The sequence below is a fragment of the Thermosulfurimonas sp. F29 genome (genome assembly GCF_019688735.1).
Taxonomy (GTDB): Bacteria; Desulfobacterota; Thermodesulfobacteria; order Thermodesulfobacteriales; family Thermodesulfobacteriaceae; genus Thermosulfurimonas_A.
The window spans coordinates 138873-163474 of record NZ_JAIFYA010000003.1 but is presented as its reverse complement, the minus strand read 5'-3'; the positions used below and the strand labels follow the sequence as shown (position 1 = coordinate 163474).

22 protein-coding genes and 5 tRNA genes are annotated in these 24602 nt (G+C 58.4%); 22 read left to right on the top strand and 5 right to left on the bottom strand.

What is annotated here, in order from left to right; translation table 11 throughout:
* Positions 1-115 precede the first annotated feature (115 nt).
* Positions 116-191 (bottom strand) — tRNA-Ala (locus K3767_RS09150).
* A gap of 11 nt (positions 192-202) precedes the next feature.
* On the bottom strand, positions 203-487 hold the full coding sequence (gene rpsT, locus K3767_RS09145) for a 30S ribosomal protein S20 (protein ID WP_221173277.1): 285 nt from the start codon (positions 485-487) through the stop codon (positions 203-205).
* 66 nt (positions 488-553) lie between these two features.
* On the opposite strand from rpsT, the gene K3767_RS09140 reads away from it, so the two are divergent.
* Positions 554-1333, top strand: a complete 780-nt coding sequence (locus K3767_RS09140; protein WP_221173276.1) for a DUF72 domain-containing protein — start codon at positions 554-556, stop codon at positions 1331-1333.
* Positions 1333-2352, top strand: coding sequence for a hydrogenase formation protein HypD (hypD, locus tag K3767_RS09135; protein ID WP_221173275.1), 1020 nt, complete (start codon positions 1333-1335; stop codon positions 2350-2352). The genes K3767_RS09140 and hypD overlap by 1 nt, the downstream gene beginning before the upstream one ends.
* Here the strand turns inward: hypD and K3767_RS09130 are convergent.
* The 3 genes from K3767_RS09130 to K3767_RS09120 are packed head-to-tail and all read right to left on the bottom strand — an operon-like array spanning position 2302 to position 6022.
* On the bottom strand, positions 2302-4275 hold the full coding sequence (locus tag K3767_RS09130; protein WP_221173274.1) for a GAF domain-containing sensor histidine kinase: 1974 nt from the start codon (positions 4273-4275) through the stop codon (positions 2302-2304). The genes hypD and K3767_RS09130 overlap by 51 nt on opposite strands.
* On the bottom strand, positions 4272-5402 hold the full coding sequence (locus tag K3767_RS09125; protein ID WP_221173273.1) for a two-component system response regulator: 1131 nt from the start codon (positions 5400-5402) through the stop codon (positions 4272-4274). The genes K3767_RS09130 and K3767_RS09125 overlap by 4 nt, the downstream gene beginning before the upstream one ends.
* Positions 5399-6022 (bottom strand): molybdenum cofactor guanylyltransferase, encoded by a 624-nt coding sequence (locus K3767_RS09120; protein WP_221173272.1) that lies wholly within the window; start codon positions 6020-6022, stop codon positions 5399-5401. Before K3767_RS09120 ends, K3767_RS09125 begins: the two co-directional genes overlap by 4 nt.
* Positions 6023-6175: 153 nt before the next feature.
* On the opposite strand from K3767_RS09120, the gene sat reads away from it, so the two are divergent.
* The 20 genes from sat to rpoB all read left to right on the top strand — a co-directional run bounded on the left by sat (position 6176) and on the right by rpoB (position 24592).
* Positions 6176-7534: a sulfate adenylyltransferase gene (gene sat, locus K3767_RS09115; RefSeq protein WP_221173271.1), complete on the top strand. Its 1359-nt coding sequence runs from the start codon at positions 6176-6178 to the stop codon at positions 7532-7534.
* A gap of 33 nt (positions 7535-7567) precedes the next feature.
* Complete coding sequence (locus K3767_RS09110) at positions 7568-7927, top strand: hypothetical protein (RefSeq protein WP_221173270.1); 360 nt, start codon at positions 7568-7570, stop codon at positions 7925-7927.
* Positions 7928-8094: 167 nt separating this feature from the next.
* Complete coding sequence (aprB, locus tag K3767_RS09105) at positions 8095-8559, top strand: adenylyl-sulfate reductase subunit beta (protein ID WP_221173269.1); 465 nt, start codon at positions 8095-8097, stop codon at positions 8557-8559.
* A gap of 38 nt (positions 8560-8597) precedes the next feature.
* Positions 8598-10598, top strand: a complete 2001-nt coding sequence (gene aprA / locus K3767_RS09100) for an adenylyl-sulfate reductase subunit alpha (RefSeq protein WP_221173268.1) — start codon at positions 8598-8600, stop codon at positions 10596-10598.
* 128 nt (positions 10599-10726) lie between these two features.
* On the top strand, positions 10727-11971 hold the full coding sequence (locus K3767_RS09095) for a CoB--CoM heterodisulfide reductase iron-sulfur subunit A family protein (RefSeq protein ID WP_221173267.1): 1245 nt from the start codon (positions 10727-10729) through the stop codon (positions 11969-11971).
* A 4-nt stretch (positions 11972-11975) separates the two neighbouring features.
* Entirely contained in the window at positions 11976-14174 is a 2199-nt protein-coding gene (locus K3767_RS09090; RefSeq protein WP_221173266.1) for a hydrogenase iron-sulfur subunit, read from the top strand.
* Between the two features lie 11 nt (positions 14175-14185).
* Positions 14186-15469, top strand: coding sequence for a quinone-interacting membrane-bound oxidoreductase complex subunit QmoC (gene qmoC / locus K3767_RS09085; RefSeq protein ID WP_221173265.1), 1284 nt, complete (start codon positions 14186-14188; stop codon positions 15467-15469).
* Positions 15470-15542: 73 nt separating this feature from the next.
* Positions 15543-15627, top strand: a tRNA-Tyr gene (locus K3767_RS09080).
* A gap of 19 nt (positions 15628-15646) precedes the next feature.
* Positions 15647-15719: transfer RNA gene (locus tag K3767_RS09075), tRNA-Gly, on the top strand.
* A gap of 17 nt (positions 15720-15736) precedes the next feature.
* Positions 15737-15812, top strand: a tRNA-Thr gene (locus K3767_RS09070).
* 32 nt (positions 15813-15844) lie between these two features.
* Complete coding sequence (gene tuf, locus K3767_RS09065) at positions 15845-17044, top strand: elongation factor Tu (protein ID WP_221171583.1); 1200 nt, start codon at positions 15845-15847, stop codon at positions 17042-17044.
* 16 nt (positions 17045-17060) lie between these two features.
* Entirely contained in the window at positions 17061-17234 is a 174-nt protein-coding gene (gene rpmG, locus K3767_RS09060; RefSeq protein ID WP_221173264.1) for a 50S ribosomal protein L33, read from the top strand.
* Between the two features lie 14 nt (positions 17235-17248).
* A tRNA-Trp gene (locus K3767_RS09055) sits at positions 17249-17325 on the top strand.
* A 25-nt stretch (positions 17326-17350) separates the two neighbouring features.
* Positions 17351-17626: a preprotein translocase subunit SecE gene (gene secE, locus K3767_RS09050; RefSeq protein WP_221173263.1), complete on the top strand. Its 276-nt coding sequence runs from the start codon at positions 17351-17353 to the stop codon at positions 17624-17626.
* 1 nt (position 17627) lies between these two features.
* On the top strand, positions 17628-18152 hold the full coding sequence (nusG, locus tag K3767_RS09045) for a transcription termination/antitermination protein NusG (RefSeq protein ID WP_255592379.1): 525 nt from the start codon (positions 17628-17630) through the stop codon (positions 18150-18152).
* Between the two features lie 11 nt (positions 18153-18163).
* Positions 18164-18589, top strand: a complete 426-nt coding sequence (gene rplK, locus K3767_RS09040; protein WP_221173262.1) for a 50S ribosomal protein L11 — start codon at positions 18164-18166, stop codon at positions 18587-18589.
* An 11-nt stretch (positions 18590-18600) separates the two neighbouring features.
* Positions 18601-19320, top strand: coding sequence for a 50S ribosomal protein L1 (rplA, locus tag K3767_RS09035; protein ID WP_221173261.1), 720 nt, complete (start codon positions 18601-18603; stop codon positions 19318-19320).
* Positions 19321-19457: 137 nt separating this feature from the next.
* Entirely contained in the window at positions 19458-19991 is a 534-nt protein-coding gene (gene rplJ, locus K3767_RS09030; protein WP_221173260.1) for a 50S ribosomal protein L10, read from the top strand.
* Between the two features lie 30 nt (positions 19992-20021).
* Positions 20022-20411 carry a 50S ribosomal protein L7/L12 gene (rplL, locus tag K3767_RS09025; protein ID WP_221173259.1) on the top strand — a complete coding sequence of 130 codons (390 nt, stop codon included), beginning with the start codon at positions 20022-20024 and terminating at the stop codon, positions 20409-20411.
* A 98-nt stretch (positions 20412-20509) separates the two neighbouring features.
* Positions 20510-24592 carry a DNA-directed RNA polymerase subunit beta gene (gene rpoB, locus K3767_RS09020; RefSeq protein WP_221173258.1) on the top strand — a complete coding sequence of 1361 codons (4083 nt, stop codon included), beginning with the start codon at positions 20510-20512 and terminating at the stop codon, positions 24590-24592.
* The last annotated feature ends 10 nt before the right edge of the window (positions 24593-24602 follow it).

Here is a 24602-nt window from a genome sequence, read left to right as displayed (position 1 = left end):
ACAATATTCCCGATTTATCGAACCCATTTTAAAACCCTGTTCGTGTCTAGCCAATCTAAGAGGCAAGGAAGTTCGTACTTATCGTGGGCGGGGGTTACAGATTATCTTTAACAACTGGTGGAGACGGCGGGATTCGAACCCGCGACCTCCAGATTGCGATTCTGGCGCTCTCCCAACTGAGCTACGTCCCCACCGAAATAAGTTACGCCTGACCGGAAAGAGCCGCTTTCTTGGCGTTCAATTTGGCCGCAAGCCTCGAAATCTTACGGGCGGCCGTGCGCCAGTGAAGTGTGCCCTTGGAAACCGCCCTCTGAATAATACTCTGGGCCTCCCGAAAGGCCTCCTCCGCCCTGGCCAGATCCCCTTCCTCAAGGGTCTTCAGGAACTTCTTCGTGGCTGTCTTTACGCGGGTCTTTATAGCCTTGTTGCGCAGACGCCGTTTCTCACTCTGCCTCAGGGCCTTAGCAGCAGATTTGTGTAGCGGCAAGACTACTCCCTCCCTTTGGAATATTCGGCACTCAAATCTATAATTTCCTTTTTAAGGAGTGTCAATATGGAGGTTCGCATAGGAACCTCGGGATGGCGTTACAGACACTGGCGCGGGGTGTTCTACCCCGAAGGTCTCCCGACGAGGGAATGGCTTAACTACTACGCAGGCTATTTTGACACGGTGGAGGTAAACGCCACCTTCTACGGAACCGTTAAGGAAGAGACCCTGCGCCAGTGGGCCGAGGAGACCCCGGAGGGATTTCTTTTCGCCGTGAAGGCCCATCGCTACATCACCCACATAAAACGACTTCGTGGGGTGGACGAAGCCCTTTCCCGTTTCTACGCTTCCCTGGAACCCCTCTATCCCAAGCTCGGGGTGATCCTGTTCCAGTTTCCCCCTTCGTTGAGGTACGATCCCGACCTCCTTGAGGAGTTCCTGCGGATCCTTCCCCGGGATTTCCCGGTGGCCATCGAGATCCGTCATCGCAGTTTCCACCGGGAGGCTTTTCTCGATCAGTTGCGGAGGTACGGAGTGGCCCTCTGCGTCTCCGACACCGCCGGACGCTACCCCTCCCTCCTCTGGGCCGTTACCGCGAACTTCAGTTACATCCGGTTGCACGGTTCCCGGGTCCTCTATCGCTCCTCTTATACCGACGAGGAGCTCGACTTCTGGGCCCGGAGGATTGAGGAGCTTTCGGTAAAAAGAGTTTATGTGTATTTTGACAACGACGCTCTGGGATGGGCTCCGGAAAACGCTCTGCGCTTGAGGAAGAGGCTGGGACTTCCCGCGCGGAGTCTGCCCCCGGAGGCCCTGAAAATCCTTCAAGGGAGGCCCCTTGACTGATGGGAGAGACTTACACCCTCATGGAAGTCTGTGGCACCCACACGGTTAACATCTTTCGCTTCGGACTGCGGAGTCTCCTTCCCCCGGAGGTGCGTTTGCTTTCCGGTCCGGGGTGTCCGGTGTGCGTGATGCCTCAGGAGGAGATAGACGCCCTCATCGAACTGGTGGAGGTCCACCGGGTGATCCTCTGCGTGTTCGGGGATCTGCTCAAGGTGCCGGGGACTCGGTCCTCCCTTCGGGAGGCCCGGGCCCGCGGGGGAGAGGTGCGGGTCGTCTATTCTCCTCTGGATGCCGTGCGTGTAGCGGAGGAGAATCCGGATCGACGGGTGGTGCTGGCCGGGGTGGGTTTTGAGACCACCGCTCCGGCCCACGCCGTGGCCCTGATCGAGGCCCGGAAGCGGCGGCTCGGAAACTTTCGCTTCTTTCCCGCCCTCCGGCTCATGCCCCCGGCCCTGCGGGCCCTTCTTTCGGACCCGGACCTGAGAGTCCACGGCCTGATCCTTCCCGGGCATGTGAGCACGGTCATAGGAAGTAAACCCTACGAGTTTATTCCCCGGCAGTTCGGGATCCCCGGGGTGATAACCGGATTCGAGCCCCGGGATATCCTGGAGGGGATAGCCCTTCTGGTAAGGATCCTGCGGGAGGGTCTTCCACGGATTGAGATTCAGTATACGCGGGCGGTGCGCCCCGAAGGGAATCCCTGGGGCCGCAGGATGATGAGCGAGGTCTTTCGACCGGTGTCGGGACGCTGGCGCGGCCTCGGTGAGATTCCGGAGAGCAAACTGGTTCCGTCCGGAGAGTTTGAGGAATACGATGCGGTGCGGGAATTCGGACTTTCCCTGACCCCGAGCCCGGAACCGGCCGGATGCCGCTGCGGAGAGGTCCTTAAGGGGAAGGTGCTTCCTCCGGACTGTCCCCTCTTCGTCCGGGTCTGCACCCCGGACACCCCGCACGGACCCTGCATGGTCTCAAACGAGGGATCCTGTGCGGCTTACTTCCGGTTTGGCCACGAGAAGTAATCGGGCCACCTCCCGCCGGAAGTCTTCCGCCGGCAGTTCTTCCTCTATCCGAGGAGGGCGCGGGTTTGCCTCGGAAAAGTTGACAAAAAGGGGAGTTTTGGGACTGAGATGGCGAAGAGCGGTGATGATATCCTGCGGCGGAAGTCCCAGATCCAGAGCGGCCACTTCAGCCTCCTCCGGATGGGATACCAATTCCAGATCAAGGGCCGAAAGCAGTCTTCGGGCTTCGGAGGCCAGGTGTTCCCGGGCGTTCAGAAATACTCTCGTGGGAGGGGTCTGGAAGATGTCCAGAAACTGTTTTTGCTGTTTTCTCAGGTAAGGAAAGTTAAGGGGTCTTAGACAGACAAAGTTGGCCCCCAGGGCCATCTTAAGCCTCTCTCCCTCCATGCGATAGAATAGGGTGGGAAGAGCCTGATTCTCCGCCTCCATGCGGAGGAGGAGACTTCGAGCCTCTCGAGGATACTCCCAGGGGTCGAGAGCCAGGACGAAAGTCCCTCTTTCTTCTTTTAAAGTATTGAGAAGGGCTTCGGGTTCGGGGAAAACGGTGGTCCGGAGACCCTCCCCGATTAGCCAGAGGATCATGCGATGGGCGGTTCGTTCGCGTCCTTCAAGAAGCAGAGCCTCTATTTTTTCGGGATGGGTAATCGGGGTCTCCGGCCAGAAGAATACGAAATGTCCTCCTCTTCTGGAAGGAAGGATGGTTAGAACACCCCCCTGTCTTTCCACTATTTCGCGGGAAAGACTCAAACCCAGTCCCAGTCCGCTGGGTTTTCCCGTGTAAAAGGATCCGGCCTGAACGAAGGGTTTAAAGATGCGATAATACTCTCCGGGCCTGACTCCCGGCCCCTGATCGAGTATCGCTACCCCCATCCAACCACGAGCCCTCAAATCCTTTTCCCGAGTAACTTTTATGGAAACGGTTCCTTTTTCAGGACTAAATTTAAGGGCATTTGAGAGAAGATTGAAAATCACCTCCTGAAGCAAATGGCTATTTCCAATTAATTTAAATTTTTCCGGATAATCGATTTTTAAAGAGATTTTTCTTTTATTGATTTCTTCTTTTAACAGAAATAATATCCTCTCGATGACTTCTTCAAAGGAAAAAATCTCGGTTCCCGTCTCCCGCAAATACTTAAAGCGAGCCAGTTTTTGAAGTTCTTCGAGGATACGCAGGATGAATTCGGCATTCTTTTTGATGTGTTTGAGGTAACGCTGTTGTTTTTCGGAAAGATTTCCGAAAAGTCCGGAAAGCAGCATTTCCGCGAATCCCAGAATGGAAGTAAGGGGCGTGCGCAATTCGTGGCCCAGTAAAGCCAGCCACCGGTCCTTGCATTCCTCCAGGTGCTGGAGGTAAAGATCCTTCTCCCGGAGATCCTGTTTTAGGTTTTCTATTCGTCTTGCTAGAGTTTTTCGTTCCTGTTCTCCTCTTTGAAAACGGGTATAGATGGTAAGGATTAAGGCCACCTCCCGGGCCAGTTTTTCGAGAGCGGTTGCTTTTTCCCGGGAAAAGTAATTTTTTTGGAGGGAGTAGAGATTGATTACTCCCAGAGTTTCCTTGCAGTAGATTACGGGTATGGCCATGGAAGATTGAAAGCCGAAGTAAAGGGCCCGCTCCCTCCAGGGAGCATAACTTGAGGATTGCTGAATGTCCGGTTCTATTACAGGCTTTTTTTCCAGAAGGGCCCTTCCGGTGGGACCCCGGGAGAGTTCGGGATCATTTAGATTTATCTTTAATTCTTTGAGGTAGGCAAAATATTTTCCGGAATAAGCGCGGGGTTTTATTATCCCGTTTTTTTCCACAAATCCAAGCCATACCAGATCAGCGCGGGTTTTATCCCGTACTACCTCACAAACCCGGGTATAAAAGAATCCTGGAGATCTTTCCAGGTCTTCGAGCAATTCATCCAGAATGCCGATCTTCATCGGGATTTCCGTAAACTTTTAACCAGGCGGTAAAGCTTGGAATGTTCTTTGTCCTGGAAGGTCTCTTTAATGCGAAGAATTTCTTCCCGGGATTCTAAGAAGGCCTTTCCTACTTTCGGATCAAACTGACTACCCAGACCTTCCTCAATGATTTGAAAGGCTTCCTCTACGGAAAAGGCCTTTCGATAGGGCCGTTCGCTGGTTAGGGCGTCAAAGACATCGGCCACGGCCACGATGCGGGCGGCCAGCGGGATCTCCGAGCCCTTTAGCCCCCGGGGATAACCCTGTCCGTCCCACCTCTCGTGGTGATAAAGGGCCACTATTTCCCCCACCTTTACGAATCCGCTCTGGGTCCCGCGGAGGATTTCGGCCCCTATTTCGGTGTGCCGTTTCATGACTTCCCACTCTTTTTCGTTGAGTGGGCCGGGTTTTAAAAGGATCTGGTCGGGGATTCCTATTTTGCCTATGTCGTGAAGGGGAGCGGCGTAAAGGATGCTCTCCACGGCTTCCTCGTTTAGGCCCAGCTTGCGGGCCACTAGGGCACAGTAGTGGGCCATGCGCCGAATGTGTTCGCCGGTGTGTTCGTCCCGGTACTCGGCGGCCCGGGAAAGACGCAGGATCACCTCAAGTGATAGTTCCTTTATCTTCTGATGGGCCCGGCGCAGGGCCTCAAAGGCCCTCTGGAGCTCTTCGGTTTTGAGGGCCACTTCTTTTTCTAGGGCTTCCTTGTGTCGCTTGAGATGGTCCCGGTAGGCCTTGACCTCAAGAAGAGACTTGACACGGGCCTTGAGTTCCGGCAGGGCCACGGGTTTGGTCAGGAAGTCATCCGCTCCGGCCTCAAGGGCCTGCACCCGGTCTTCGATCTCTCCCAGGGCCGTCACCATCACCACCGGAATGTCCCGGGTCTGCGGATCCTCCTTTAGGGCCCGACATACTTCGAATCCGGAAAGCCCGGGCATCATCACATCGAGCAGGATAAGATCCGGCAATTCCTTGCGAGCCAGCTCCAGCCCGGCCTCCCCGTCCGGAGCTGCAAGGGTTTCGTATCCCAGTGCTTCGAGATAATCCGTGAGTAATTCCAGAATGGTAGAGTCGTCGTCAATACAGAGTATTCGAGAGCGATTCAATGTAAAATCCTCTCTACCTCTTCAAGATCTTTCCTGAAGTTGATGTTAAGAAAACTCAGACCCTTCTTATCTAGAGAATACCAGATTTCGAAGGGAAGGCCAAGGATTTTTTCAGGAGGTAGAGTCTTTAACCACTCCCGGAAGGACTTTCGGCCCGCACATAAATACTTCTCCAGATGTTCCCGCAGTTTTTTTCCGTAAACTCCGGGAAGGGGTTCGGGTTCATTTTTACGGTTGAGACAAAAGACGACCCAGTAATTTCCCGTATTGAAAATGTCTTGGAGTTTGTGGAGAAGGGAAACCTGCAGAAGGGGCTGGTCACAGGAGACTACGAGAAGGGCCTCGTTCGGGGCCAGTTCGCGCAATCCTCCCAGGAGTCCGGAAAGCGGTCCGGCTCCCGGAAGGGGGTCCCATATCACACGGTCAAAATAGGTCTTGAGGGAGGCTTCGGCCTGTTTCGGATCTCTCAGAGAGAGCCAGACTTCCGTACACAGAGGAGCTATTGTCTCCCTGACCCATAGTAGTAGAGGTTTCCCTTTCAGAAGGCTCAGGGCCTTCCTCCCTCCGAAACGCCGGGCGTATCCTCCCGCAAGTATTAATCCGATTGTTTTCTTATGCATGGGATTTTTTTAGCAAATTTTCCAAAACTTGCCATAAGGCCGGGAATCTAGTCTTGACAAACTCACTAGAGCGGTTCTATAAACCGGGAAGAAAGAGGCGGGGAAAGGATCTGTATGAGGTTTTCAAAATAAAGTCTGAGAAGGAGGTGTGTGATGTCGGGTCTTTTGATTGAGCGGCCTCTGCCTCACGGCGGGCGTCTGGTGGAAAGGGTGATCGAGGACAAAGCGGTGGCCAGGAAGATGTGGAAGACCTGTAATGCCGTCTACGAGATCAAGCCCACGCTCCACTATGAGACCGGGGTTCCGGTGCGCAATGTATACCGGGAGATCATGTCCATCTGCTACGGTTTCTTCAGCCCGGTCGAGGGTTCCATGAAGCAGGCCGAGGTGGAGCGGGTGCTGAAGGAGCGGCGTCTCCTTAACGAGTGGATCTTTCCCTATCCTCTGATCTTCGATATCAGCAAGGACGATCTCAACAAGCTGGGGGTGGAGCCCGGGGATCGTCTGGGTCTCACCCTGAAGGGTAAACCCTTTGCTATTCTCGACATCGAGGAGATTTACGAGATCGATCCCGAGGAGCTGGCCTACAAGACCTTCGGGGATCCGGAGACCAATCCCGAGGTGGTTCAGCAGAAGTTCGATAAGAAGCATCCGGGGTGGGTGATTTATCGGAGCCATCAGCCCTGGGTGCTGGCCGGAAAGTACACCATTATCAATCCTCCCAGGTTAAAGCCGCCCTTTGATCGGTTCTGGTTCCCTCCGCGCAAGGCCCGGGAGGAGTTCGAGAAGCGGGGCTGGCGTACGGTGATCAATCACCAGACCCGGAATGTGCCCCATGTGGGTCATGAGTTTCTGATGAAGTGTGCGGCCTTCACCGGCGATGTGGAGCCCTGTCACGGGATCCTGGTGAACGCCGTGATCGGGGTCAAGCGGCGGGGAGACTATCCCGACGAGGCCATCGTGGAGGCGCACGAGGCGGTGAACAAGTACGGCTACATCAAGCCCGAGCGGCACCTGGTGAGCATCGTGCTCTGGGACATGCGTTACGGGAACCCGCTCGAGTCCCTGCTCCATGGGATTATCCGCCAGAACATGGGCTGCACTCACCACATGTTCGGGCGTGACCACGCCGCGGTGGGTGAGTACTACGACAAGTTCGCCACGCAGATCCTCTGGACGAAGGGGATTCCCAGCTTTGGCTTCCCGGCTCCGCCCACCGATGTGCCCTACGGTCTCAAGATCCGGCCTCAGAACATGCGTGAGTTCTCCTACTGCCCCACCTGTAAGGAGATGGCCTATTCCGAGACCTGCGGGCACAAGCGGGAGAAGCTTTCCGGAAGTTTTCTGCGGGGCATGGTGGCCGAGGGCGTGCAGCCTCCGAGCATCATCATGCGGCCCGAGGTGTACAAGGTGGTGGTCAAGTGGTGGAAGAAGTTCGGGTATCCCTTCTGTAACGAGAAGTATGTGATCAACAAGGAGAAAGAGCTCGAGGTCGACTTGGAGGACCTCTAAAGAGATCCAAAAATCATGTAGGGAGGGAGAGAAATGGCCTACTTTATGGTGGTACTTTTGGACGATAGCCGGATGGAGAAGATAAAGGGGACCGATCTGGAAAAGCACATTAAATATATGTTCGGCGGGGAGCTTCGGCTTCTCGAGGTGGAGGTCACCGAGGAGTTGAAGGACAAGATCCTCGCCGAGTTTGAGACGGCCCGGGTGGACTCCCGGGGGGCCATTACCGATGTGCCGGTGGCCTTCATGCGGGAGCTTTTCAATCAGGTGGCGGAGAAGAAGTCCCTGGGTCCCGAGGTGGTGGAAGGGGTGCTGGCCAAGGTGAACGAGATCAAGGAGATGGCGGCCAAGGAGTCGGAATACCTTCCACCTCCTCAGATTGAGACTGAATAAGTGTGAAATGGAGAATTAGGGACAGTTTGGAAGGGAATTAAAAGGGTAAGTTCTCTCAGCTTCCTAAGATGGGAGTTGAAAAAAAAGAGGGGTTTGGGTAAGAGGGAAGAGAGGTGAAGGGCCCGAAAGGGGCTTCCAAAAAAAAATAAAGTAAGGAGGTAGGAAGTATGCCGAGCTATGTAAATCCTGAAAAGTGTGACGGATGCAAGGGTGGTGATCGGACGGTTTGTATGTACATCTGTCCCAACGATCTTATGATCCTGGACACCGAGAACATGAAGGCCTACAACCAGGAGCCGGATCAGTGCTGGGAGTGCTACAGCTGCGTGAAGAGCTGCCCGCAGGGGGCCATCTCCGTGCGGCACTATTCGGACTTCTCTCCGCTTGGGGCTTCCTGCCAGCCCATGCGGGGCACCACGGACATCATGTGGACCATCAAGTTCCGTAACGGCGTGGTGAAGCGCTTCAAGTTCCCCATTCGGACCACGCCCGAGGGTTCCGCGGATCCCACGGTGGGCAAGCCGGATCCGGATCTGGGCGCTCTTTCGGACAACCGTCTCTTTACCGAGATTGCTGACGGGGTTACTCCGGCCACGCCGGAGAATCCGGTGTGCATCAAGTTTGCCGGGTAATTTTGTTAACGAGAAAATTTTAGAAAGGAGGGGAAATTATGGGTCGGATTTGGTCTTATAATCCCGGTTTGGAGTGTGCCGAGCCTGAAATCGTAGAGATGGAGACGGATATTCTTATCGTGGGAGGCGGTATGGCCGCCTGCGGGGCGGCCGTGGAGGCCGTGCGGTGGGCCAAGCAGGCCGGTCTTAAGATTGTCCTGTGTGACAAGGCGGCTCTTGAGCGTTCCGGTGCGGTGGCCATGGGTCTTTCGGCCATCAACACCTACATTGGTGAGAACAAGCCGGACGACTATGTGCGGATGGTCCGCTGCGACCTGATGGGTATCATCCGTGAGGATCTCTCCTTCGATGTGGGGCGTCATGTGGACGACACCGTGCATTGCTTTGAGGAGTGGGGTCTTCCCATCTGGAAGAAGACCGAGGATGGGAAGACCCTGGACGGCGCCGAGGCCAAGGCCAAGGGGCTCACCCTGAAAGGTGGGGCCAAGCCGGTGCGCTCCGGACGCTGGCAGATTATGATCAACGGTGAGTCCTACAAGGTGATCGTGGCCGAGGCGGCCAAGAACGCCATGGATCAGATGGGTGAAAACGGCGTGATCCTTGAGCGGGTGTTCATTGTGCGGCCTCTCATGGACGCCAACGAGCCCAACCGCTGCTGCGGCGGCGTGGGCTTTTCCGTCCGTGAGAACAAGATCTACATCATCAAGGCCAACGCCACCCTGATCGCCACCGGTGGTGCGGTGAACATCTTCCGTCCGCGTTCCCAGGGTGAGGGTATGGGCCGGACCTGGTATCCGGTGTGGAACCCCGGTTCCGGCTATGCCATGTGCCTGATGAGCGGAGCCAAGCTGGTTCTCATGGAGAACCGGTTCGTGCCCGCCCGCTTCAAGGACGGCTACGGACCGGTGGGGGCCTGGTTCCTCCTCTTCAAGGCCCGGGCCACCAACGCCTTCGACGAGGACTACATCGCCAAGCACAAGGACGAACTCAAGAAGTTCGCGCCCTACAGTGAGGCCTCCGTGGTGGGTACCTGTCTGCGTAACCACGCCATGCTCATCGAGATGAAGGAGGGTCGCGGGCCCATCTTCATGCACACCGAGTGGGCCCTTCAGGAGGCCATGAAGCAGATGGACAAGAAGGAGTTCAAGAAGCTTGAGGCCGAGGCCTGGGAGGACTTCCTGGACATGTGCGTGACCCAGGCCGGGCTGTGGGCCTGCCTGAACATCGAGCCCGAGAAGAAGCCCTCCGAGATTATGCCCACCGAGCCCTACTTCCTGGGGTCTCACGCCGGTTGCGCCGGGGCCTGGTGCTGCGGTCCGGACGAGGACTGGGTGCCCGAGGAGTACAAGGCGCCCTGGAAGGAGATCGGGCTTTACAACCGGATGACCACCGTGAAGGGGATGTTCTGTGCCGGCGACACCGTGGGGGCCTGCGGACACAAGTTCTCCTCCGGGTCCCATGTGGAGGGGCGGATTGCGGCCAAGGCCATGGTGAAGTTCTGCCTGGATCACAAGGACTTCAAGCCCACCCCGAAGCGTTCGGCCGAGGATTACAAGAAGGAGATCTACGGGCCGTGGTATCGCTTCCAGGAGTTCAAGAACGCCACCACGGTCTACGAGATCAACCCCAACTACCTCCTGCCGCGGCAGATCCAGAACCGTCTCATGAAGATCATGGACGAGTATGTGGCCGGAACCTCCACCTACTATCAGACCAACAAGGTGATGCTCGAGACCGGGCTTGAGCTGCTCACCATGCTCAAGGAGGACATGCAGAAGGCCGCGGCGCGGGATCTTCACGAGCTCATGCGGGCCTGGGAGAATATCCACCGCGTGTGGACGGCGGAGGCGCATCTGCGGCACATCCTCTTCCGTGAGGAGACCCGTTATCCCGGATACTACTACCGGGCCGACTTCCCCAATCTTGACGATCAGAACTGGCGGTGCTTCACCCTCTCCAGCGTGGATCCCGAGACCGGCGAGTGGAAGATGGAGAAGTTCCCCTACATCCAGATCATCCCCGATCCGCTGGGACCGTAAGGGCCTTCGGGCGAACCTCGAGGGGGCCGTAAGGCCCCCTCTTTTTTGCTTCCTTGGTTTGGGCGGGAAGCCGGTTGCGGGCTTCCGGTGCAAGCCAAGGGTTTTTATAAAACCTGGAGGAGGCGGTTATGGCTAATGATAAAATACTGGTGGTAGGCGGAGGGATAAGCGGTATCACGGCGGCCGTGGAGGCGGCCGAAATGGAATACGATGTCTATCTGGTGGAGAGGGAGCCCTCGCTGGGAGGCCGGGTGGCGCAGCTGCGGTACTATTTTCCCAAGCTCTGTCCGCCCACCTGCGGTCTGGAGATGAACTACCGGCGCATCAAGACCAATCCCCGGATCACGGTTTACACCCTGGCCACGGTGAAGAGCGTCTCCGGCGGTCCGGGCAACTACCGGGTAACGGTGGAGATCGCTCCCCGGTATGTGAACGAGAATTGCACGGCCTGTGGGGAGTGCGAGAAGGTCTGTCAGGGGGAGCGGGAGAACACCTTTGACTTCGGTCTTTCCAGGACCAAGGCCATTTATCTTCCCCATCCCATGGCCTTTCCCCTGCGGTATGTGCTGGACAAGTCGGCTCTTGCCGAGGGGGATCTTGACCGGATCATGGCGGCCTGCAAGTACGACGCCATCGATCCGAACATGCAGCCCCAGACGGTGGAGCTTGAGGTAGGGGCCATCATCTGGGCCACGGGGTGGAAGCCTTACGACGCCCGGAAGCTCGACAACCTGGGTTACGGGCGTTTCGCCAATGTGATCACCAACATGCAGATGGAGCGTCTGGCCTCGCCCACCGGGCCCACCGGGGGAAAGATCCTTCGGCCTTCAGACCAGACGGCGCCCAAGACAGTGGCCTTCGTTCAGTGTGCCGGGTCGCGGGACGAGAATCATCTGCCCTACTGTTCTTACATTTGCTGTCTGGCCTCCCTCAAGCAGAGTCTTTACCTGGCCGAGCAGGACAAGGATACGGAGATTTTTATCTTTTACATTGACATACGGACTCCCGGGCGTTACGAGAAGTTCCTGCGTCGGGCGCAGGAGGAGGCGCGGATCAACTTCATCAAGGGCAAGGTGGCCAAGATCGAGGAGGATCCCGAGACCAAGGACCTCATCGTGACCGCGGAGGACACCCTTTCCGGCAAGAAGGTGAGTCAGCGGGTGAACATGGTGGTGCTGGCGGTGGGGATGCAGCCCTCGCTGGCGGAAGGGGAGGTTCCGGCGGGGGTTTCGGTGGACGAGAACGGATTCGTCCGGATTTCCGAGGGGATGTATGCCTGCGGCTGTGCGCGTCTTCCGCTCGATGTGATGACCTCCAACGAGACGGCTACGGCCGCGGCCCTAAAAGCCATACAGACCATTGTAAGGGGGTAATTCCATGAAGATAGGAGTCTTTATCTGCACCTCTTGTAATATCGGGGAGAGGCTGGAGGTCTCTGAGCTGGAAGCGGCGGCCCAGGATCAGGGGGCGCAGTTTGCGGCCTCCCGGGAGTTTCTGTGTAGCAAGGAGGGCTGCCAGTTCATAAACGAGACCATCAAGAACGAGGGGCTCGAGGCGGTGGCCATCTGCGCGTGTTCCCCGCGGGTGAATTACGATGTCTTTAACTTCGGCAAGGTGGCGGTGGAGCGGGTGAACCTGCGGGAGGGGGTGGTCTGGAGTCGTTTTCCGGTTCCCGGGGAGGGTGAGGAATCGGTGGATGACAGCAAGGAGGTGGCCGAGGGGGTCACCTTCAAGGACGAGCTCATGGCCCTGGCCAAGGACTATGTGCGGATGGGGGTGGCCAAGCTCCAGAGCTACAAGCATCCCGAGCCTTACAAGCCCGAGGAGGAGATTTCGAAGACGGTTCTCGTGATCGGAGGCGGTGTGGCGGGGATGACCGCGGCTCTCGAGGTGGCCAGGGCGGGGCATCCGGCCATCATCGTGGAGAAGGAAAAGGAGCTCGGTGGATTCGTGGCCAGGATGAAGGCCCAGGTGAAGGCCGAGCCTCCCTTTGACGGAATCTCCGAGCCCGTAACCGGAAAGCTCATTTCCGAGGTGCAGGGGAACGAAAATATTACCGTTTACACCGGGGCCCAGGTAACCAGCATCAAGGGGGCTCCGGGGCTCTTTACGGTGACCATAAAGAAGGCCGGTGGCGAGGAAGAGGTTAAGGTGGGAGCCATAGTGGTGGCGGCGGGATGGAAGCCGTACGACGCCTCCAAGCTTGAGGACCTGGGCTACGGAAAGTTTGCGGATGTGGTGACCAATGTGGAATTCGAGGAGATGTGTGCGAAGGGGGAGCTCAAGCGCAAGTCCAGCGGGGAGCCGGTAAAGAGCGTGCTCTTCGTGCAGTGTGCCGGTCAGCGGGACGAGAATCATCTTCCCTACTGCTCTTCGGTGTGTTGTCTGGTCTCCCTCAAGCAGGCCAGGTATGTGCGGGAGGCCGATCCCGAGGCCAAGGCCTACATCATTTATAAGGACATGCGGACGGTAGGGGCTTACGAGGACTTCTATCGGGCCATGCAGGACGATCCGGGGGTCTTCCTTACCAAGGGTGAGGTCAAGGAGATCCGGGAGGAGGACGGGCGGCTGGTGGTGAAGGTGGACCAGACCCTTTTCGGGGAGGAGATAGAGATTCCGGTGGACATGGTGGTGCTGGCTACGGGGATGGTGCCGGCCACGGCGGAGGATCCCATCATTCCTCTGGAGTACCGGCAGGGGCACGGTTTTCCGGAGCTTGAACTCTTTTACGGTTTTGCGGACTCCAATTACATTTGCTTCCCTTACGAGACCCGGCGCACGGGAATCTACGCCGCCGGAGCGGTGCATCAGCCCATGACCGTCTTTCAGGCCATGGAGGACGCCGCCGGGGCGGCGCTCAAGGCCCTTCAGTGTCTCAAGGCCATAGAGATGGGGCACGCGGTGCATCCGCGGACCTGGGACTTCGCCTATCCGGAGTGGGACCTCAAGATGTGCACCCAGTGTAAGCGGTGTACGGAGGAGTGCCCCTTCGGGGCCCTGGACGAGACCGAGGACGGCACGCCCATGCCCAATCCCACCCGTTGCCGGCGTTGCGGGACCTGTTTCGGGGCCTGTCCGCAGCGGATCATCAACTTCAAGGACTACAGCATCGACATGGTGACGCAGATGATCAAGGCCTGCGAGATGCCCGAGCCGGATTACGGACTCTACCGGGTGCTGGCTCTGGTGTGCGAGAACGACGCCTATCCGGCTCTGGACATGGCGGCTTACCGGCGGCTTAACCTTCCGGTGGCCTTCCGGGTAATCCCGGTGCGGTGCCTTGGGGCGGTGAATGTGTCCTTCGTGAAGGACGCCATGAGCAAGGGCTTTGACGGAGTGCTGCTTCTGGGTTGTAAGTTCGGGGAGAACTACCAGTGCCACTTCATCAAGGGAAGTGAGCTGGCCAACCGGCGGATGGAGAATGTGGCCGAGACCCTCCAGCAGCTGGCTCTCGAGACCGAGCGGGTGACGCTGGAAATCGTGGCCATAGACGAGGTGGAGAAGCTGCCTCAGATCATGAACAAGTTTGTGGAATTTCTGCAGGAATACGGAGAAAGCCCCTTTAAGGGATGGTAAGGAGGTAAGGTATGGCCCGTATAGAGCCCGATGTAAGAACGGTAAGGGAGATTCAGGCTGCCGGAGGGGATACGGTCAAGAAGTGCTATCAGTGTGCCACCTGTGCCTCGGTGTGTCCGCTGGCCACCGAGGAGGTGCCCTTTCCCCGGAAGCAGATGCTTCTGGGGCAGTGGGGGTTCAAGGAGAAGCTGTTGTCGGATCCGGCGCTGTGGTTGTGTCATCAGTGTGGGGACTGTACGCAGTACTGTCCCCGGGGGGCCCGGCCGGGGGATGTGCTGGGGGCGCTCCGGAACATGGCCGTGCGGGAGCTCAGCGAATTCAAGTTTCTGTGGACCTTTTACAACAAGCCCTGGGGGCTTCCCATCCTGATTCTGATGGCGGTGAGTGTGGTGGTGCTGGCGCTCATGGTCTTCGCCGGAGGGGTGGAGCCCGGATTTCCTCACTGGAGTTTGATCCCCAGTGTGGGTAAGGAGGAGGTGGAGATTCTGTTTCTCAAGTTGACCCCGAAAGTGATGGCGGTGGACGCGATATTTTTACCTCTTGCGGCCTTTGTGGTGATTATGGTGGGTATCGGGGTTAACCGTTTGTGGAACGGGATGATGGCCGGAGCCGGCATACCCGCGGCCTATCGAATGGGACTGTGGGCCCTTGTGAGCACATATCTGGTGCCGGCCATTCGGGAAATTCTTGCGCACAGCCGGTTTCTGGAGTGCGGGGCCAACCGGTGGCGGGCCAACGGGCACCGGATGCTGCTCTGGTCGTTTATAATTCTGGCCTTCGTTACGGCGGTGGTATTTATAGCGGCGGATGTGTTCGGTTTCCACACCCCCTGGCCCCTTTATAATCCCGTAAAGATTCTGGCCAACATCGGGGCTGTATTACTGGTGTACGGGGTGATAGCCATCATAGTGAATCGGAACAGGGCCGCGGGGGAGGGTAAGCTTTCCAGTTCCTATCAGGACTGGTTCCTGATTTACCTGATTCTTGCGGTGGGGTTAACGGGGATTCTTACGGAGGTCTTCAGGATTGCCGGGAATGTTCTGTATCCCGCCTTCTACATTTCCCATCTTTCGGCGGTATTTCTGCTCTTTCTGAGCGTACCCTATTCCAAGTTCGCGCACCTGGTTTACCGGACCACGGCCTATGTATTTGACCTTTATAGCCGGGATGTCCGGGCCAAGATGGCAGCTCTTGAAACTGTAAGGGCTGCTGCCGCGGAAGGGGGTTCTGCGGCTCCGGCTGAAGAGGTCTCCGTAGAGGAGACCGAGGCCGGAGAAGAGTCTCAAGCAGCCTGATTCTTCTTGACACAGATGGCGTTTTGGTTATAATTGCAAAGCAGGTCTGAGGAATCAGACCTGCTTTTTTGATGGAGGGGTTCCCGAGCGGTCAAAGGGGTCGGGCTGTAAACCCGATGGCTCAGCCTTCGGAGGTTCGAATCCTCCCCCCTCCACCACTTTGCGGGAAGTTATGGGGCGGGAGTAGCTCAATTGGCAGAGCATCAGCCTTCCAAGCTGAGGGTTGCGGGTTCGAGTCCCGTCTCCCGCTCTTGGGGAAACGGAGGAGCCCACGTAGCTCAGGAGGTAGAGCACTTCCTTGGTAAGGAAGAGGTCACCGGTTCGAATCCGGTCGTGGGCTCCAGAGAGGTTTCATCACAAAGAGGGAGGTAAGAGATGTCGAAGCCAAAGTTTGAGCGGAAGAAGCCGCACTTGAATGTGGGGACGATAGGGCACATTGACCACGGGAAGTCGACGCTTACAAGTGCGATCACGAGGGTGTTGTCGACGAAGGGGTTGGCGGAGTATGTGCCGTTTGAGAACATAGACAAGGCGCCGGAGGAGAGGCAGAGGGGGATAACGATTCAGCTGGCGCATGTGGAGTACGAGACGGAGAAGAGGCATTATGCGCATGTGGACTGTCCGGGTCATGCGGACTACATCAAGAACATGATTACGGGAGCGGCGCAGATGGACGGGTCGATCCTGGTGGTGGCGGCGACGGACGGGCCGATGCCGCAGACGCGGGAGCACATACTGCTTGCGCGTCAGGTGAATGTGCCGGCGATAGTGGTGTTTATGAACAAGGTGGACATGGTGGATGACGAGGAGTTGTTGGACCTGGTGGAGTTAGAGGTGAGGGAGTTGTTGTCGAAGTATGGATATGATGGGGACAATGCGCCGGTGGTGAGGGGGAGTGCGCTTAAGGCGCTTGAGTGTGGGTGTGGCAAGGAGGATTGTCAGTGGTGTGGTCCGATATGGGAGTTGATGAGGGCGGTGGACGAGTACATACCGGAGCCGGTGAGGGAGGTGGACAAGCCGTTTTTGATGCCGATAGAGGATGTATTTTCGATAAGTGGTCGAGGGACGGTGGTTACGGGGAAGGTGGAGAGGGGTGTATTGAAGCCTGGGGATGAGGTGGAGATAGTGGGTTTGAGGCCGACGGTGAAGACGGTGGCGACGAGTGTGGAGATGTTCAGGAAGATACTGGACGAGGCGTTGCCCGGGGATAATATAGGTGTGCTTTTGAGGGGGGTGGGCAAGGACGAGGTGGAGCGTGGGCAGGTATTGGCGCAGCCTGGGACGATCACGCCGCACACGAAGTTTAAGGCGGAGGTATATGTATTGAAGAAGGAGGAGGGAGGACGGCACACGCCGTTTTTCAACGGTTATCGTCCGCAGTTTTATTTTCGGACGACGGATGTGACGGGAGTGGTGAAGCTACCTGAGGGGGTGGAGATGGTGATGCCTGGGGACAATGTGGAGCTGGAGGTGGAGTTGATCAAGCCGGTGGCGATGGAGGAGGGATTGAGGTTTGCGATACGGGAGGGTGGCCGCACGGTGGGAGCCGGGGTGGTCACCAAGATTCTGGAATAATGAGGGGTGAGGAGCGATGGCCAAGAAGGGAGACGCGCGGGTTATCATTCATCTGCAGTGCACGGAGTGCAAGCGCAGGAATTACACCACCACCAAGAACAGGCGGAACACGCCGGATCGGCTGGAGTTGCGGAAGTACTGTCCCTGGGATCGGAAGCACACCCTCCACAGGGAGGTCAAGGGGAAGTAAAATAACGATAAGGCAGGCCAGTAGCTCGAACTGGTAGAGCACCGGACTCCAAATCCGGGGGTTGGGGGTTCGAATCCTCCCTGGCCTGCCATTTTTTCATATTTTGGGAGAGGGGAATGGCCAAGGCGGTCAAAAAGAAGAGGAAGGTTCAGAGGGGAGAGGCTACGGGGAAGGTGGCCTACCTTAAGGATCTGAGGGAGCAGGGGTTTCCCGGTCGGGCCGTTCAGTTTCTCAAAGAGGTAAGGGTCGAGTTCAAAAAGATCACCTGGCCCAATCGCCGGCAGACGCTGGCCACCACCGTGGCGGTGCTTTCCTTTACCCTTTTTATTGCCTTTTACTTAGGTCTGGTGGACCTGTTGCTCTCCAAAATAGTCCAATGGCTGGTGTATTGAGATGCCCTGGTATGTAGTTTATGTGTGGTCGGGAAAGGAGAAGGCGGTGGGGGAGGCCCTGAGGGAGGCCTTCTCCCGGGCGGGTATGGCGGAGGTTCTGGAGGAGGTGGTGGTTCCTCCAGAGAAGATCATCGAGGTGGTTTTCAGTCCGGAGAAGCATGTTTCCCGGAGGTTTTATTCGGGCTACATCCTGGTGCGTCTGGCCGAGGAGGCGGAGGGAATTTTCGAGGTCTTGCGAAACGTGGAAGGTGTGGTAGGGATTATGGGCGACGGAAAACCCCGGCCTCTTTCCGAGGAGGAGGCCCGGAAGCTCCTTGAACAGATTACGGTTGAGGAGATCAAGCCGAAGCCCAGGTATCAGTTCATGCCCGGAGACCGGGTGCGGATTACCGAGGGGCCGTTTGCCAATTTCATAGGTGTGGTGGACGAGGTGAAACCGGACAAGGGGAAGGTTAGGGTGCTGGTGAGCATTTTCGGGCGGGAGACGCCGGTGGAGATCGAATTTGCGCAGGTGCAGAAGATTTAGAGGGGTGAGCCATGGCTAAGAAGGTCATAGGGGTTATAAAGCTTCAGCTTCCGGCCGGACAGGCCAATCCGGCGCCGCCGGTGGGGCCGGCCCTGGGTCAGTACGGCGTGAACATCATGGAGTTCTGCAAGGCCTTTAACGCCAAGACCAAGGGCCAGGAGGGGATGATCATCCCGGCGGTGATCACGGTTTATGCGGACCGTTCCTTCACCTTCGAGTTGAAGACGCCGCCGGCCTCGGTGTTGCTCAAGAAGGCGGCGGGGATTGAGAAGGGAGCGCACGCCACGAAGAAGGAGATCGTAGGGCGGGTGACCCGGAAGCAGGTGGAGGAGATCGCCAGGATGAAGATGAAGGACCTCAACGCGGCGAGTCTTGAGGCCGCGATGCGGATGATCGAGGGTACGGCCAAGAGTATGGGGATAGAGATCGTGGATTGAGGTGAGGGAAGATGGCGAAGAGGGGCAAGAAGTATCGCGAGGCTCTTTCCAGGATAGACCGCACCAGGCGTTACACTTTTGAAGAGGCGGTGAAGCTCGCGCTGGAGAACGCTTACGCGAAGTTTGACGAGAGCGTGGATGTGGCGGTGGTGCTGGGGGTGGATCCCCGCCACGCGGATCAGATGGTGCGGGGTTCGGTGGTGCTTCCTCACGGCACGGGGAAGACGGCCCGGGTGGTGGTTTTTGCCAAGGGGGACAAGGCCAAGGAGGCCGAGGCCGCGGGGGCGGACTATGTGGGGGCGGAGGACCTGATCAAGAAGATCCAGGATGGCTGGCTGGAGTTCGACAAGGCCGTGGCCACGCCGGACATGATGCCTCTGGTGGGGCGCATAGGTAAGATCCTGGGGCCGCGGGGGCTCATGCCCAGTGCCAAGACGGGCACGGTGACCTTTGATGTGGCCCGGGCGGTTAAGGAGATCAAGGCCGGAAAGGTGGACTTCAAGGTGGATCGGGCGGGGGTGGTGCACGCCCCGGTAGGCCGGGTTTCCTTCGGGGAGAGGAAGATTCTGGAGAATCTGGCGGCTTTCTTTGACGCCCTGCTCCGGGCCAAGCCTTCGGCGGCCAAGGGGCAATACATAAAAAGCGTTACCATCTCCACGACCATGGGGCCGGGGATAAAGGTGGACCCGGCGGATGTACGGAACCTGGTGAAGGATTACCAGGTGGAATAATTCTCAGGTGTCCCTCCCCTCGGGAGGCGACCCTGAGTCGGAGAGCACAGGTAGCCGGCAGGCTTTAAACGGCCCGGGGGCCGGCCTGTGGAGACGAAGGGAAGCCTTCGTCCAAAAGTTTTTGAAGGAGGCGGGCGGTGCTTACGCGTGCGCAGAAGGAAGAACTGGTCAGGAATCTTCGGGAGAAGTTTCAGGAGGCCCAGGCGGTCTTCGTGACCTCCTTTAAGGGGCTTACGGCCAACGAGAGCAACGAGCTCAGGAGGCTTATTCGGGAGGCCGGAGGGGAGTACCGGGTGGTGAAAAACACTCTCCTCCGTATCGCCTCCGCGGACACTCCTGCGGAACCCATTCAGGAGTTCATCGAGGGGCCCACGGGGATAGCCCTGGCCTATAAGGATCCGGTGGCGCTGGCCAAGGTCCTCAAGGAGTTTTCCGAGGAGCACGAGGCCCTGGTTTTGCGTGGGGCGGCTCTTCAGGGTAAACCGGTGGACGCCAAGGGGATCGAGGCCCTCGCCAAGCTTCCGCCGCGCGAGGTGCTGCTCGCCCAGCTTCTGGGTCTGCTTCAGGCTCCTCCGGCGCGGCTGGTGCAGCTTCTGGCCAATGTGGTGCGGAACTTCCTCTATGTGCTCAGGGCTATTGAGGAGAAAAAGAAGGCCGAGGGAGGCCAGTAATCTCAAAAATATCAGAAGGAGGCAGGCAAGATGGCGGTAACCAAGGAAGAGGTAATTGAGTTTATTGCCAACATGAGTGTGCTCGAGCTTTCGGAGTTCATCAAGGAGCTCGAGGAAAAGTTCGGGGTGAGCGCGGCGGCTCCGGTGGCGGCGGTGGCGGCAGCTCCGGGGGCGGCGCCCGGGGCGGAGGCCGCGCCGGCCGAGGAAAAGACGGAGTTTGATGTAATTCTGACCGAGGTCGGCAGCCAGAAGATTCAGGTGATTAAGGAGGTGCGGGCCATCACCGGGCTGGGTCTCAAGGAGGCCAAGGAACTGGTGGAGAGCGCGCCCAAGCCGGTGAAGGAGGGGGTATCCAAGGAGGAGGCCGAGGAGATCAAAAAGAAGCTCGAGGCCGTTGGCGCCAAGGTAGAAATCAAGTAAAATTAGGGGCAAAAGAGCACGATAAAAAGAGGGCTTTCCCCCGGTGCGGGGGAAGCCCTTATTGTGTTTGAAAAATCGGGAAGGAGGCGATCCAGGCTATGGAAACCCCCACCATCGTTCCGGCCAGGGTTAGGAGAAACTTCGGCAGGGTCAGGCCCCCCATGGAGGTGCCCTACCTCATCAGTTTGCAGAAGGAATCCTACAGAGAGTTTCTTCAGCAGGATGTGCCTCCGCAGTCCCGGAAGAACAAGGGGATCCTTGCCGCACTGAAGGAGGTCTTTCCCATCAAGGACTTTACCGGGACGGCGGAGCTGGAGTTCGTGGACTACGAGATTCTTCCCCCGGAGTTGACCCCGGAGGAGTGCTGGGAGAAGGGGCTCACCTACGAGGCTCTGATGAAACTGAGGGTGCGGCTCATCACCTACGATGTGGATCCGGAAAGCGGCGCCCAGAGCATCCGGGACATCAAGGAACAGGAGATCTTTTTCGGTTCCGTGCCCCTCATGACCGAGGACGGGCGTTTTATCATCAACGGCACCGAGCGGGTGGTGGTGAGTCAGCTTCAGCGTTCGGCGGGGGTGATCTTCGATCACGACAAGGGCAAGGCCCACGCCGGCAAGATCGTCTACACCGCCCGGGTCATTCCGGCCAAGGGGTCGTGGCTGGACTTCGAGTACGATCACCGGGGGAGGTTGCTGGCCCGTATCGATCGGCGCAAGAACTTCACCGCCACCACCTTTCTCAAGGCCATGGGGATGACCGAGGAGGAGATCCTCAATTACTTCTATCCGCGGGAGAGGTTCATCATCCATCCCGACCGGATCGAGAAGGAGATCAACCCGGAGGTCTTTCTCACGCAGAAGGTCTCGGTGGACATCGTTCATCCGGAGACCGGGGAGGTGTTGCTCAAGGCCGGGCGCAAGGTGACCAAGGCGGCGTTGAAGCGCCTGCTCGAGGCCGGGGTGAAGACCGTACCGGTTACCGAGAAGGAGTTCCTCGGCCGTGTGGCGGCCAAGGATGTGGTGGATCCCGAAACCGGAGAGGTCATCCTGGAGTGCAACGAGGAAATTACCAAGGAGAAGCTGGCCCGGCTGCGGGAGGCCGGGGTCAGGGAGGTGGAGTGTCTTTACATCGATGTCCATCGTTACACCCGGGCCCTGCGGGATACCCTGAAGCTGGACAAGGCCAAGACCCGGGAGGAGGCCCTGATCGAGATCTACAGGAAGATGCGTCCCTCGAGTCCCGCCACTCTCGAGGTGGCCGAACCCTACTTCAAGTCCCTGTTTTTCGATCCGGCCACCTACAATCTCTCCGAGGTGGGGCGCTACAAGATCAATCTTCGGCTGGGGCTGGACATACCCATCACCCAGACCACGCTTACCAAGGAGGATGTGCTGGCCATCCTGAAGGAGCTCATTCGGCTCAAGGAGGAGGGTGGCGAGGGGGACGACATCGATCATCTGGGCAATCGCCGGGTGCGGGCCGTGGGGGAGCTCGCGGAGAACCAGTACCGGGTGGGGCTGGTGCGGATGGAGCGGGCGGTTAAGGAGAGGATGACCCTGCAGGATGTGGAGGCCCTCATGCCCAACGACCTCATCAATCCGAAGCCGGTCTCCGCGGCCCTGCGGGAATTTTTCGCCCAGGGGCAGCTTTCCCAGTTCATGGATCAGACCAATCCTCTTTCCATGATCACGCACAAGCGCCGGCTTTCGGCCCTGGGCCCCGGGGGGCTTACCCGGGAGCGGGCCGGTTTCGAGGTGCGGGATGTGCATCCCTCCCACTACGGGCGCATCTGTCCCATCGAGACCCCGGAGGGGCCGAACATCGGACTCATCGTATCCATGGCCACTTACGCCCGCACCAATCCTTACGGGTTCCTGGAGACCCCTTACCGGCTGGTGAAAAACGGTCGGGTGACGGATCAGGTGATCTATCTCAACGCCGCGGAAGAGAAGGACATGGTCATCGCCCAGGCCACCATCAACATCGATAAGGACGGCAACATCCTCGACGAGGTGGTGCCGGCCCGGAAGGGAGGAGAATTCATCATGGCCCGGCGCGAGGAGGTGGATCTGGTGGACCTGGTTCCGGCCCAGGTGGTGAGCGTGTCCTCGTCCCTGATTCCCTTCCTGGAGCACGACGACGCCAACCGGGCCCTCATGGGGTCGAACATGCAGCGCCAGGCGGTGCCCCTGGTTCGGACGGAGGCCCCGCTGGTGGGCTCGGGGATGGAGAAGATCGCGGCCCGGGATTCCGGGGTGGTGATCCTGGCCGAGGACGACGGGGTGGTGGAGGATGTGGACGCCACCCGTATCGTGGTGCGGTATCTGGGGAGAAACGGCGGGGCTCCGCGGGTCAGGATTTACAACCTGATGAAGTGGCGGCGTTCCAACCAGAACACCACCTTCAATCAGAAACCCCGGGTGCGGCCCGGCCAGAGGGTGCGGAAGGGCGAGGTGCTGGCCGACGGCCCCTCCACCGACGGAGGGGAACTGGCCCTGGGCAAGAACATCCTGGTGGCCTTCATGCCCTGGAGGGGTTACAACTTCGAGGATTCCATCGTGATTTCCGAGCGTCTGGTGCGGGACGATGTTTACACCTCCATTCACATCGAGGAGTTCGAGTGCGTGGCCCGGGAGACCAAACTCGGACGGGAGGAGATCACCCGCGACATTCCCAATGTGAGCGAGGAGGCGCTTTCCAATCTGGACGAAAGCGGGATCGTGAAGATCGGGGCCTATGTGCGGCCCGGAGACATACTGGTGGGGAAGGTGACGCCCAAGGGAGAGGTTCAGCTCACCCCGGAGGAGAAGCTCCTTCGGGCCATCTTCGGGGAGAAGGCCAGCGATGTTAAGGACACCTCACTTCGGGTGCCCGCCGGTATAGAGGGGATCGTGGTCGACACCAAGGTCTTCACCCGGCGGGGGGTGGAGAAGGACGAGCGGGCACTGGCCAAGGAGGCGGAGAAGATTGCCCGTCTGGAAAAGGATCGGGCCGATTACCTGGAGATCCTGCGTCGCAGCACCCTCAAGGCCCTGGAAGAGGTGCTGGTGGGAGAGGAGACCGCCGCGGCCTACATTGACCAGGACGGAAACGAGGTGGTGGGCCGGGGGGTGAAGATTACCCCCGAGGTGCTGGAAAAGGTGCCCATGTCTCAACTCCGGGAGATCGCGCCCAGGAAGCTCAAGAAAAAGGTGGACGAGATCCTCAGGAACTTCGAAACCAAGAAGGCCGAGATAGTGCACGAGTTCGAGCAGCGGATCAAGCGGGTTACCAAGGGGGACGAGCTCCCGCCGGGGGTGCTCAAGGTGGTGAAGGTGTATGTGGCTATGAAGCGGAAGCTTCAGCCCGGGGACAAGATGGCCGGGCGACACGGGAACAAGGGCGTGGTCTCCAAGGTGGTGCCCATAGAGGACATGCCCTATCTTCCGGACGGGACCCCGGTGGACATGGTGCTTTCGCCTCTGGGGGTGCCCTCCCGAATGAACATCGGACAGATCTTGGAGACCCATCTGGGCTGGGCCTGTAAGGAGCTGGGGCGGAAGCTGGCCCGACTGGCGGAGGAGCACCAGGTGCAGGCGGTGAAGGACATGTTGAAGCGTCTCTTTTCCGAGGAGGAATACCGGCGCCTGACCGAGGGGAAAACCGACGAGGAGATCCTGGACCTGGCCCGGGCCTTTGCCGACGGTATCCCGGTGGCCACGCCGGTGTTCGACGGGGCCCGGGAGCCGGAGATCAAGGCCTGGCTCAGGGAGGCCGGTCTTTCCGAGACCGGGCAGACCGTGCTCTACAACGGGATGACCGGGGAGCCCTTTCGGGAGCCGGTTACGGTGGGGTATATGTACATGCTCAAACTTCACCACCTGGTGGACGACAAGATTCACGCCCGGGCCACCGGTCCTTACTCCCTCATCACCCAGCAGCCCTTGGGAGGGAAGGCCCAGTTCGGAGGGCAGCGTCTGGGTGAGATGGAGGTGTGGGCCATGGAGGCCTACGGGGCGGCTTATGCGCTGCAGGAGTTCCTGACGGTCAAGAGCGACGATGTGACCGGGCGGACCCGGATGTACGAGAAGATCGTGAAGGGTGAGAACTTTCTTGAGCCCGGGCTTCCCGAAAGCTTCAAGGTTCTGGTCAAGGAACTCCAGGGCCTCTGCCTGGATGTAGAGGTGCTGGAGGAATAAAAAGCCTCGC